At 71.2% G+C, this 11,672-nt stretch carries 10 protein-coding genes; 4 read left to right on the top strand and 6 right to left on the bottom strand.

The features are described 5' to 3' along the window. Nucleotides 1–591 precede the first annotated feature (591 nt). Nucleotides 592–1,344, bottom strand: coding sequence for a MerR family transcriptional regulator (locus ACYVDG_RS31970; RefSeq protein ID WP_460763625.1), 753 nt, complete (start codon nucleotides 1,342–1,344; stop codon nucleotides 592–594). Between the two features lie 169 nt (nucleotides 1,345–1,513). Here ACYVDG_RS31970 and ACYVDG_RS31965 point away from each other — a divergent pair, with 169 nt between their 5' ends. Beyond that, complete coding sequence (locus ACYVDG_RS31965; RefSeq protein ID WP_460763622.1) at nucleotides 1,514–3,595, top strand: WD40 repeat domain-containing serine/threonine protein kinase; 2,082 nt, start codon at nucleotides 1,514–1,516, stop codon at nucleotides 3,593–3,595. 21 nt (nucleotides 3,596–3,616) lie between these two features. On the opposite strand, the gene ACYVDG_RS31960 is transcribed toward ACYVDG_RS31965, so the two are convergent. The 4 genes from ACYVDG_RS31960 to rpmG all read right to left on the bottom strand — a co-directional run bounded on the left by ACYVDG_RS31960 (nucleotide 3,617) and on the right by rpmG (nucleotide 6,817). Further along, entirely contained in the window at nucleotides 3,617–6,007 is a 2,391-nt protein-coding gene (locus tag ACYVDG_RS31960; protein ID WP_460763619.1) for a lysylphosphatidylglycerol synthase domain-containing protein, read from the bottom strand. Between the two features lie 156 nt (nucleotides 6,008–6,163). Next, on the bottom strand, nucleotides 6,164–6,334 hold the full coding sequence (rpmF, locus tag ACYVDG_RS31955; protein ID WP_460763616.1) for a 50S ribosomal protein L32: 171 nt from the start codon (nucleotides 6,332–6,334) through the stop codon (nucleotides 6,164–6,166). 43 nt (nucleotides 6,335–6,377) lie between these two features. Further along, entirely contained in the window at nucleotides 6,378–6,623 is a 246-nt protein-coding gene (locus ACYVDG_RS31950) for a type B 50S ribosomal protein L31 (protein WP_460763613.1), read from the bottom strand. 29 nt (nucleotides 6,624–6,652) lie between these two features. Beyond that, on the bottom strand, nucleotides 6,653–6,817 hold the full coding sequence (gene rpmG / locus ACYVDG_RS31945) for a 50S ribosomal protein L33 (RefSeq protein WP_460763610.1): 165 nt from the start codon (nucleotides 6,815–6,817) through the stop codon (nucleotides 6,653–6,655). Between the two features lie 149 nt (nucleotides 6,818–6,966). Here rpmG and ACYVDG_RS31940 point away from each other — a divergent pair, with 149 nt between their 5' ends. The 3 genes from ACYVDG_RS31940 (at nucleotide 6,967) to ACYVDG_RS31930 (ending at nucleotide 10,834) form a co-directional block, all read left to right on the top strand. Continuing rightward, nucleotides 6,967–8,754, top strand: coding sequence for a PhoX family protein (locus tag ACYVDG_RS31940; protein WP_460763607.1), 1,788 nt, complete (start codon nucleotides 6,967–6,969; stop codon nucleotides 8,752–8,754). A 92-nt stretch (nucleotides 8,755–8,846) separates the two neighbouring features. Further along, nucleotides 8,847–10,190, top strand: a complete 1,344-nt coding sequence (locus tag ACYVDG_RS31935) for a sensor histidine kinase (protein WP_460763604.1) — start codon at nucleotides 8,847–8,849, stop codon at nucleotides 10,188–10,190. Further along, the gene (locus ACYVDG_RS31930; RefSeq protein WP_460763598.1) at nucleotides 10,169–10,834 is read left to right on the top strand and encodes a response regulator; all 666 of its coding nucleotides are present in this window, start codon (nucleotides 10,169–10,171) and stop codon (nucleotides 10,832–10,834) included. Before ACYVDG_RS31935 ends, ACYVDG_RS31930 begins: the two co-directional genes overlap by 22 nt. Nucleotides 10,835–11,416: 582 nt before the next feature. Here the strand turns inward: ACYVDG_RS31930 and ACYVDG_RS31925 are convergent. Beyond that, nucleotides 11,417–11,672, bottom strand: a 256-nt coding sequence (locus ACYVDG_RS31925; protein WP_460763592.1) for an HNH endonuclease signature motif containing protein, incomplete at its 5' end; no start/stop codon positions are given.

The raw sequence follows: 11,672 nt of genomic DNA, 5'->3' as shown, positions 1-11,672 counted from the left end.
GATCACCAAGCGTACCGCTTCCTCGCGGAACTCCGGTGAGTACTTGCTTGTCCTGCCCACGTTTCCCCTCGTTTCCTTACGAGACCATTGTATTGGGTCCCTGTCCGGAAACCTCGGGGCACCTCAAGGCTCCGGCGGAGTGGCCCACCGGCCGCAGGCCGCGCTGTTCGGGGTTCGCAGGGGCGAATGACCGGCCGCGACACCCGACCCGTCGACGCTCCGACGGGGTGGCAGGGATCGGCCGCCAGGCCGACAGAATCAGTTTTTCGGGCGAAGCCCGGAATGGCTCGGACCTCAACCACCCGTCCCCCTTTCCCGATAGCCGCCAACCCGCCGTCGCAGTGGAGCGGGTCAAGGTGGAGCGCCGTTGATGCGCGAAGCGCTCGATGGCGACGACCTTGACGCGCGTAGCGGAGACGGCCACAATCGGGCGGCGGGAAAGGAGGGCGCCCCGAGCACAACGGGGCACCCCCAACCCAAGAACCCCACCCCCATAGACCCCTGCAGGGAAATCGTCGGGCTCACCTCAGGGGGCGTCCAGCACTCCTGCATTCAGCAGGAAATCAGGAAACCCCCTAGGGTCAGCGGATATCACGTGCCTTTCTGCAGGCTCCGCTCTGCAAAGATGCCCATCGCCTCGTTCTGGTAGTCGGCCAGGCCCGGGGCCACCCGCTCGTAGACCTCCCGCCAAGGGCCGTCCTCGGCGTAGACCCCGCCCAGTTGGGCGAAGGCCTCCGCATCCGGGGTCCACATGCGGCAGATCTGCCGGTAGTGCGCGCCGACCTCCTCCTGTACGGCCGGGTCGTCTGCCGGGGTGCCGGCCCTGAGGTGACCGGCCATCCGAGCCATCTGCTCGGCCGCTTCGGCGCGCATCCGCTGGCTGTCCTCTTCGGTCATGTTCTCGCCCGCGCTCCGGGCCTGCTCCCACTGCTCGGGCCACGCGGTCCGCGCCCGCTCGCTGTAGTGGGCGGTGTCGAAGCCCGCGAAGAGCTCCTCGGGTCGGTGACTCATAGTGTCTCCTTCCAACGCGTCGACGGTGCGACGCACGGTGTCGACGAGGGTGCTGAGCCGGTCCCGCTCGGCCTGGAGGTCGCGCAGGTGCTGCCGCAGGGCCACAACCTCGTCGCGTTCCTCGTCCAGGACCCGGCGGATGTCCGCCAGCCCCAGGCCGAGTTCGCGCATGACCAGGATCCTCTGGAGCCTGCGGAGTTCCCGCGACCCGTAGCGGCGCAAGCCGCCGGGGCCGGTGCTCTCCGGCACCAGCAGACCGACATGGTGGTAGTGGCGCAGCGCCCGGGAGGTCACCCCGCTCATCCGGCAGACCTCACCCATCGACCACGACATTCCGGCTCTCCCCTCGTCAGGCCGGTTCACCCGACCCGGAAAAGACGCTAGACGTTGACGTTACGTCAACCACAAGTCGCGGCGATACGTCCATGGATCGACCGATAAGGGACGTCAGGCGGGGAAGGGAAATAGTACGAGGACAACAGGACGCGAAGGCAGGTGGGCCGTGCGGCCACTCATCCCCCAGGATCCTGAACAGATAGGCCGCTACCGGCTGACGCACCGTCTAGGTACCGGGGGCATGGGGCAGGTCTACCTCGCGCGCACCCCCTCGGGTATCCAGGTCGTCGTCAAGGTGGTCCGCGCGAGTCTCCTGGAGGACGCCGAACTGACCGAGGGCGGCACCGACTACCGGGAACGGTTCGCCCGCGAGGCCGACCTCGCCTCCCGGGTCGGCGGGTTCTACACCGCCGAGGTCGTGGACTGTGATCCCCGCGCGGACCGCCCCTGGATCGCCTACGCCTATATCCGCGGCCTCTCCCTGAAGGAGTTCCTCCAGCTGAAGGGCCCCTTCGACCCGCCCTCCCTGCGCGCCCTGGCCGCCGGCCTGGGCGAGGGTCTCCAGGCCATTCACGGCAACGGGCTCATCCACCGCGACCTCAAACCCAGCAATGTCATCCTGTCGGAGGACGGCCCGAGGATCATCGACTTCGGCGTGGCCCGCCCCGTCCAAGGAAGTTCCATGACCGGCACCGGCCACGTGTTCGGCACCCTTCCGTACATGTCGCCCGAGCAGGCCGAAGGCACACCCCTCTCCCCCGCCTCGGACCTGTTCGCCCTGGGTACCACCCTGGCCCATGCCGCGACCGGGGACAGCCCTTTCGACACCTCCTCCAACCCCCGCACACTGATGCGGCTGGTCGGGCCGCCTCCCGTGCACCTGCTGACTGCGCTCCCGGAGGACCTGCGCTCCCTCATCAGCGCGTGCTGGAGCCACGACCCCGCACAGCGCCCCACCCCGCGGCAGGTCGTCCACCGCTGCACCAGTGCAGGGCTCGACCGCACCTGGCCGCCCCGGGACGGGGACCAGAACGTCCCGGCCGCACTCCCTCCACCCACACGTCCCGAGCCCCCGGGCCAGGGACCGCGCGGGGGCGTCCTCCTGGCGCTGGCCGGTTCGGTGCTGGCGCTGCTGGTCGGGATCACGGTGTGGTTGGTGGCATCGGCCGACGGGGATACCGGTGGTCTCGCCGCACCAACGCCCCCGGACCCGACCAACGCGGACACAGCCCCGGATACCGAGCCCGCGAACGTCCGGTGGGCGGGTGAGTGGGCCGGGGAGGAACCCAGCGGCCTGCTCGGTGACACCGACGGCGCCGACCTGTGGCCGCTGGCGGTCAGCCCCGACGGCTCCCTGGTCGCGACCGGGAGCGGCCAGGACAGCGATGCGCAGGTCCAGCTGTGGGAGACCGAAGCCGGAATGGAGCGCGGTGCTCTCCAAGGGCACGACCGGCGCCTGCGCGATCTGGCGTTCAGCCATGACGGTTCCCTTCTTGCTTCAGCCGGCTGGGACGGCACCGTCAGGGTGTGGGACGTCGCGAACGAGGAGGAAGACGATGCGGTCGAGACCCTGACCGACCACACCGACCAGGTCCGCTCCGTCGCCTTCGACCCGACGGGCGGCCTCATGGCCACCGGTGCCGCCGACGGGAACGTGCACCTGTGGGACACCGAGGACTTCGAGCTCCTCGACACGCTGGAGCACGACCACGGTGTGCTCAAGGTCGCCTTCTCCCCCGACGGCACCACCCTCGCGACCTCCTCCAGCCCTGGAACGGACACCCCCGGGGTGGTGGGCGACATCCTGCTCTGGGACCTCGGTTCCCTGGAGCAGGTCCAGGAGTACCCGCTCACCATCCCGGAGGGCGCCGACAACGAGAGCGCCCGCGCGCTGTCCTTCGATGCCGACGGTGCAGTGCTGGCGGCCGCGGGGGTCGGCGGGGTCATCCACCTGTGGGACGTGGACGACCCCGAGGCTCATGAAGTGGTAGCCGTGCTGGACGAGCGCAGCGAGGACCCGGTCCGCAGCACCATCCATGAGCTCGCCTTCAGCCCGGACGGCACGGCCATGGCCACCGTGGGCAGCGACACGCTCGTGCGTGTGTGGGACGTGGACCAGCGGGAGGAGCTGCACCAGCTGACCCGGCACAGCGCCTTCACCCGGGGTGCGGCCTTCTCCCCGGACGGCGCCACCCTCTACACCTGCGCCGACGACGGCACGGTCCGCGTCTGGCCCGCACCCAGCTGACCGCACAGCCAACCCGGGCCCCTAGATCGCCTCCTTGCGCTGCAGGTAGCTGAAGGCGGCCCAGCCGGGCAGGACCGGGAACCAGAAGGTGAGCACGCGGAACAGCAGGACGGCGGGCAGGGCCACCGCAGCGGAAATCCCGGCGACTGCCGTCAGGCCGCCGATGAGGGCGGCCTCGACCGCACCGAGCCCGCCCGGGGTGGGGGCCGCCGATCCGATCGCGTTGCCCGCGAGGAACACCACCGCGACCGCGACGAGGCTGACCTGTGTCTCCGGCCCGGCGAACGCCAGGACGGAGAAGTGCAGGCACAGTACGAACGCCACGGTCAGCAGCAGGGTTCCGCCCACGCCGAGCAGCAGGCTGACCGGGCGCTGGAGCAGGTCCACCAACTGGGGCAGGACACCGGTCAGGTAAGGGCGCAGCCTCCCGCCGACGGCGCTGCGCAGCTTCGGGTGCAGGAGGACCGCTGCGACGCCGGCCGTTCCGGCGATCACGATGACGACCACGGTCGGCGAGGGCGTGAACCCGGTCCAGTACGAGGTTCCGGTCAGGTAGGCGCACACCAGGAGCAGCGGCACGTGGATGAGGAAGCCCACCAGCTGGGTCAGCCCCACCGCGGACAGGGCCAGCGACGTGGGCACGCCCGCCTTGATGACGAACCTGCCGTTGATCGCGATCGACCCCAGTCCGGCCGGGGCCGCGATGCGCACGAACGACGCCGCGTACTGCACCATGACCGTCCGCCACCAGGGCAAGGGGGAAGGGACGAAGCCGACCAGCACCATGGCGGCGGCGACCATACAGGTGGTGGCCATGGCGAAGGCGGCCAGCGCCCACCAGGGTTCCGCGTGGCGGATCGTCGCCAGGTCGACCCCGGCGAGCTGGTAGACGAGCACCAGGCCGACAACGGTGGCGACGACGACGCTGACGATCGTCCGCGGGCGCATCCGTTCCAGGCGCGCAGGTTCGGCGGGGGCCTCAGGCACCGTCGCGACGAGGTGTCGCCGCAGGTCGGCCAGGAGTTCGCGGTCGGTGCGGCGGAGCTCGGCGCGCAGTGTGTGGGGCAGGCCCGGGGGTTGGAGCAGGGGCAGGACGGCAGCGGTGGCGCCCATACCCAGGGCGCGTACGGCCGAGGCCACCGCTCGTTCCGGGCCCACCCGCAGCGCGAGCAGGGTGATCATCGCGGCCGTGTCCAGTGAGGTCCGGAGCTGGGGGGCGGCCACCGACCCGTGGTCGACCCCGGCCAGGGCGGCGGTCCCCGGGGCGTCGTCGAGGACGCCGACCGTCGTGCCGTTGAGGTCGCCGTGGGCCACGCGGCGCCGGTGCAGCAGACCGAGCTGGTGCCAGAGGTCGTCGAGCAGGCTGTCGGTGATCTCAGCCGGGTCGAGGCTAGCCAGGCCGCGTACGCGGGAGCGTTCTCTGGCCAGGAGTACGGTACCCGGGGCGAGCTCGCCCACGGCCAGGACCCGGGGGGCGGCGACCCCGGCGTCGCGGGCGGCGGAGCTCATCAGGACGGCGTGTTCGGCGCGTCTTCGCACGCTGTAGAGCATGCGGGGGGCGACGGGACCGCGTAGGAGCAGCAGGTCGCGCAGACGCGGCCAGAATCCGCTGGTGTTCTCGGAGTTGAGGACGTGCAGGTCGATCTGGCGCCCGTCGGTGAGGTCCGCGAGGTAGCGGGGGTCGCCGTCCCCGTTGTTCCCGGCGGGGACGAGCCGGTCCACGGCCAGGTCGAAGCGGCGGAGTTCGTCGTGGATCTGCCCGGTGGCCGGGGGCGGCACGCTCGAGCCGACCGCGTAGCGGGCCAGGGCGGCGAAGGTGAGACCGACGAGGATGGTGAAGAGGACGGCGAGGATGCTGGTGACCCCGGCCATGATCGCGGTGGCGGCGACCACGGCATTGGTTCCCCACAGCAGGGCCCGGACCCGCGGGTGTCCGGTGGGCATGGTGCGGGTGAAGGCGATCCCGGCGGCGACGTAGCCGAGCGTGGCGGCGGTCAGGACGTCGTCGGGGAGGCCGGGGGGCGATTCGGCGCTGTGTGTGGCGGTCTCCAGCTGGGCGTTGACCCAGGACGTCATGGCGTAGGCCGACACCGCGGCGACGATCGGGCGGAGCAGGTCGCGCCAGTCCCCGACGAAGAGGGTGCGCAGGACGACGTAGGCGACCAGGACGATGAGCAGCAGGTTGGCGCCCAGCGCGGTGACGAAGAGCAGCCCGGACGGGATCACCGCGCGGAGCTGGGAGGCGTCGTCGGTCGGCCCGCCTTCGGCCATGGCGTCGCTGACGAGTACCAGGACGACGATGACCAGGACCAGGCCGGCCAGCCCGATCAGTAGGTCGACGGGGCTGCGCGGGGCCCGCGCGGTGGATCGGCCCGGGGTGGGGGCCGGGGTGTCGGTCGGGGTTGTTGTCACGGGAACAAGCCTGCCCGACTCCTGGGGATTCGGGCACCAGGGGTGGGGGTGTTTCGTTCGGTCCGTTCCGGTCACGGGACGGCGCCGCCGGGACCGGCCCGGCGGCGCCGTGGTGTGGGTGGGCCGCCCCTCAGGACTCGCTCCCCCGGGCCCCGGTTACTCGGGCACGGGGATGAGCCCCCGCTCGTAGGCCCGGACGAGGTTGCGGGGCACGCGGTACCCGCGGCCGCGGATGTGCACCGTAACCAGGTTCGGGGGCGTGGCCTTCCATTGGGATCGGCGCGTGCGGGTGTTGGCACGCGACATCTTGCGCTTGGGTACGGCCATGTGACCTGTGCCTTCCTGTTGGTTGGTTGCGCTGGCCTGCTGGTTACTTCCGCTGGTACCGGCGCTGGAAGCGCTCCACCCGGCCGGCGGTGTCCACCACGCGGGCGGTACCGGTGTAGAAGGGGTGGCTGGCGCTGGAGATGTCGACGTCGACGAGCGGGTAGGTGTTGCCGTCCTCCCACTCGATGGTCTTCTCACTGGTCATGGTGGACCGGGTGAGGAAGGCGAAGTCGGCCGACTTGTCCCGGAAGACGACGGGTGTGTACTCGGGGTGGATTGCGTTGCGCATGCGAGTCTCCGTTCGGTTCTGGCCGCGGTTCAGCGTTCCTCGCGGAAGTCGACGTGGCGGCGGAGCTTGGGGTCGTACTTGCGCAGGACCAGGCGGTCGGGGGTGTTGCGTCGGTTCTTCCGGGTCACGTAGGTGGTCCCGGTCCCCTCCGTGGACTTGAGCTTGATGATGGGTCGGACGTCGTTGCGTGCCATGGGCGCCTCCTCTGGTCGTCACGCCAATCAACACAATGATAACCGTTTTCATTCCCATTGCGACCCCACAACACCGGACACCAGAATGCACAGGAAAAACTACTTATTGTGATTATCTCGTCACAGGAAACTGAGGCCTGAGGAGAACCATGGCGCCCGAACGCGGACCCCGCGAGCACAGACCCAGCCGACGACAGGCGCTGCGGGCCACCGCGGGCCTCGGCGTCCTTACCGCCGCCGCGCTGTTCGGCGGCGCGGGACGACCCGCCGTCGCCGCCCCCGACACCGGTTCCGCACCCGCCTTCACCTCGGTCCCGGTCACACACGCCGACGCCGTCACCGTCCCGCCCGGCTACACCGCCCGGGTCCTGCTCCCCTGGGGCGCCCCGCTCCGGTCCGACGATCCCCGTTGGCGGTCCGACGCCACCGACACCGCCGACACGGCCGCCCGCCAGGTGGGCACCGGGCACAGCGGGCTGCACTACCTCCCGCTGCACCCCGGCCACGAGGGCGGGCGCCGCGGACTCCTGGTGGTCAACCACTCCTGGGCCGACCCCGTCCTGCTCCACTCCGACGGCGGCCAAGCCGCCACCGAAGCCCGCACCGACAAGGAGATCGCCTCCCTCGGTGTGACCGTCGCACGCGTCGAGCTGACGGACGGCCGCTGGCGGGTGGTCGACGACGAACTCAACCGCCGACTCACCGCGGCCTCGCCCACCGCCCTCTCCGGCCCGCTCGCCGACCACCGGTCCTTGGAGACCGGCGCGGACCCTGTGGGAGTCGTCGGCGGCTCCGCACACGCGGTCACCCCGTGGGGGACCTACCTGACCGGCGAGGACACCCTCGCCGACCTCTTCGGCACCGAAGCCGACGGGTGGAGCGCCTCCACAGCCCAGCACGCCTACGGCCTGACCGCGGACACGGCGTACGGCTGGCACACCCACCGGGAACGCTTCGACCTGGACCGCACCCCCAACGAGGTCCACCGTTTCGGCTGGACGGTGGAGGTCGACCCCCTCGACCCCTCCGCCACCCCGGTCAAACGCACCGCGCTGGGGCGGCTGGCCCAAGGCGGGACGGCCGTCTCCGAGTCGCGCGGCCGGGCGGTGGTCTACATGAGCGATCGCGCCCACATCTACAAGTTCGTCGGTTCCCACCCCTGGCGCGAGAGCCGACAGGACCCGGACACGGGTCCCTTGGACGAGGGCACGCTCTACGCCGCCCGCTTCAACGCGGACGGCCTGGGGTCCTGGATCCCCCTTGACCACGGGCGCTCCGGGCTATCCGAGGACGACGGTTTCGCCGACCAGGCCGACGTCCTGCTCCGCGCCCGCGAGGCCGCCGACGCTGTGGGCGCCACCGAGTTCCCACGGCCGGGCGGTCCGTCCGTCCACGCTGCGAGCGGCACCCTGTACTGCCCCGTGGCGTCCGGGCCGGAAGGCGGGCGCGTGCTGTCCTGGACCGAGGGGGCGAGTGACCACGGCGCGGCGCTCTTCTCCTGGAACGAGGCGGTTCGGGCAGGGGGCCAGGACCGAGAGGAGGAAGCGCTCTTCGCCGCCCCGGGCGGGGTCCACTGCGGCGAAGACGGGCGGCTGTGGATCACGACAGACGTGGTGCGCCTCGGCGACGGCTCCGAGGGCGAACACGAACGGCTGGGCAACAGCGCCCTGCTCTGCGCCGACCCCAGCAGCGGTGAGGTGCGGCGCTTCCTGACCGGGCCGCGCGGCTGCGGGATCGCGGGGGTGACGGCCACGCCCGACCAGCGCGCCCTGTTCGTCACCGTGCAGGGCCCGGGGTCGACTGTCGCCGGTGTGGGCTCCCCTACGGCCGACGACCCGCGCGCGGTGGGCAACTGGCCGGGGTTCGAACCGGACGGGCGCCCCCGCTCGGCGGTCGTGGTGGTCCGCAAGGACGACGGCGGGATCATCGGATCCTGAACGGTGCTTGGAGCACAGGTAGGGCAGGCCCGTAGTGCGGGGTGGGGTGCGCCCGCTTCGCCGGGCGCCGCCCGTTGGCATAGCTTGGCCCGGTGAGCCAGGAGACAGAACCACCCCGAACACCGCTCGAGGCCGTGCGCCGACGGCGCTTCCTGCGATCCTCCTGGCCGTGGCGGAGTCTGGGCCACTTGGCGTCGACCCTGCTGGTCGGGGTCGCGGCCAGCTTCGTGATGACCCCGATCCTGGCTCCCCTGGTCGTCGCGGGTGAGGCCCTCGGCTCGGCCCAGCGCGACCCCCAGGAGATGTGGATCGCCGCCGCCCTCCTGCTGATGGTCGTCCTGCTGACGCTCGTCTGCGGTCCGCTCGTAGCGATCGCCCTCGCGGGCGTCGAACGGTGGCGGCTGCGGCTGGTCCACCCGCCTGTGGCCAGCGGGCACCGGACTGCCGGGCCCGGGCTGTTCGGCTGGCTGCGCGTGCGCTACACCGAGGCCGCGACCTGGCGGGAGTTCGCCTACCTGGCCCTGCTCACCCTGGTGATCGACCCGATCGCCTACACCCTGCTGTTCCTCTTCGTAGGCATGGGCGCCTTCCTCGCCCTCGGACCGGTCATCACCGCCTTCGGGGAGACCATGGCCCTGGGCCCGTGGCAAGTCGACGACCCCGTGACCGCCATGGTCCTGATCCCACCCGGCGCTGCCCTGCTCCTGGCCTCCCCCTACGCCTTGGCCCTGGCCGTCGGCGCGCACGCAGCCCTGTCCCGCGCCCTGCTCGGCGGACGCGACACCGAAGAGCTGCGCTCCGAGCTCGTCGAGGTCACCCGTTCACGTGCCCGCCTTGTGGACGCCTTCGAGACCGAACGCCGACGCATCGAGCGCGACCTGCACGACGGGGCCCAGCAGCAGCTCATCTCCTTGGCCATGCAGGTGGGGCTGGCCCGCATGGACGCCCCGCCCGGCAGCGACATGGAACGGACACTCGCCTCGGTGCACGGCCAGGCCAAGGAGGTCATCGGGTCCCTGCGCGAGATCATCCACGGAATCCACCCCAAAGTCCTCAGCGACCGGGGCCTGCCCGCCGCCCTCCCCGAGCTGGCCGACCGCTCCGCCGTCCCCGTCCGCACCCGCGTGGACCTGCCCCGGCGCCTGCCGTCACACGTGGAGAGCACCGCCTACTACGTAGCGTCCGAGACGCTGAGCAACGTCGCCAAGCACGCCGAGGCCACCGAGGTTCGGTTGAACGCCTCCCTCGAGGGTGACACGCTGGTCGTCGAGACCACCGACGACGGCCGGGGCGGCGCGGACCCCGACGGAGGCACCGGGTTGACCGGCCTGGCCGACCGGGTCGCCGTCGTCGGCGGCCGAATCTGGCTGTCCAGCCCGCCCTGCGGGCCCACCCGGCTGCGAGCGGAGATCCCTTGCCAACCAGCATCCGAGTAGTCCTGGCCGAGGACGGCGCCCTCCTGCGCGAGGGCCTGGCCGGTCTCCTCCACCGGTTCGGATTCGAGGTCGAATCGGCGGTCGGGGACGCTGAATCCCTGCTGGAGGCGGTTGACCAGTACCGGCCCGACCTCGTGGTCACCGACATCCGGATGCCGCCGGACTTCAGTGACGAGGGCCTGCGCGCCGCCGTCCGGATGCGCCATGACCGGCCCGGGCTCCCTGTGGTGGCGCTGAGCCAGTACGTCGAGTCCAGCTACGCGTCGGAGCTACTGGACTCCCAGGACGGGCGGGGCATCGGCTACGTGCTCAAGGAGCGCGTGGTGGACGTCGCCGACTTCGCCGAAACCCTGCGCCGGGTGCACGAGGGCGGCACGGTCATCGACCCGGCTGTGGTCCGCCAGCTCGTGCGCCGCCGCAGCACCCCGCTCGAACGGCTCTCCGAACGCGAGCGGGAGGTCCTTGCCCTGGTCGCTGAGGGGCACTCCAACACACGGATCACCCGGGAGCTGGTGGTCTCCGAACCGACCGTCGGCAAGCACATCGGCAACATCCTCGCCAAGCTCGACCTGCCCCCGGACGGCACCGACGTGGACCGCCGCGTCATGGCCGTCCTCACCTACCTGCGCGAACAGCCAGACTGACCGGAACCGAAGCAACTTCCTGTTGACGCACACGGCCGGATAGCCGGAACGCCGGAGGCCGGATGGCCGGAGTCAGAGACCGGATGGCCGGAGCCAGAGACCGGATGGCCGTGAATCTCAATGTGTGCAGGGAGGGTTCGGGTTCGGGGGTTGTCTTCTGCGCTGGGGTTCCCCCCTTTCCCGCCGCCCGATTGTGGCCGTCTCCGCTACGCGCCTCAAGGTCGTCGCCATCGAGCGCTTCGCGCATCAACGGCGCTCCACCTTGACCCGCTCCACTACGACGGCGGGTTGGCGGCTATCGGGAAAGGGGGACGGGTGGTTGAGGCCCATGCCGGATCGGCCTGGCGGCCGATGCCTACCCCTGCGCCGGAGCGTTGACGGGTCGGGTGTCGCGGCCGGTCATTCTGGGCTGCGAAAGCCGACCCCCTGTCGGCCTGGCGGCCGATGCCTGCCACTCCGCCGGAGCGTTGACGGGTCGGGTGTCGCGGCCGGTCATGGTGTGCGGCGAACCCCCCGGGAGGGTGCCGGGGAACCAGGGCGTGGGGGCGTGGGGGCGTGGGGCGGTAGGGCCTTGGCGGGCGGTTACCGCTCCTCAGGGGTGGGGGTGGGTGTGGGGGCTGGCTCTGGGTCCCCGTCCGGGTCCTTACCCCCACCCTTGTCCTTGTTGTTGTTCCGGTTGCGGTGGGAGGGGCGGCCCTGCCAGATGGAGGCCTCCGGGTTGGTCTCCCTGCGGTACTTGAGCCGGTTGTGGTCCGAGCACAACGGCTGGATATTGTCCGCGCTGGTCGACCCGCCGGCCGAGAAGCTCCTCTTGTGGTCGGCCTCGGAGCCGCTGGCC

The sequence above is a fragment of the Nocardiopsis oceani genome, assembly GCF_054777395.1.
The sequence above is the reverse complement of the archived record's forward strand: the minus strand, read 5'-3'. Positions and strand labels throughout refer to the sequence as shown.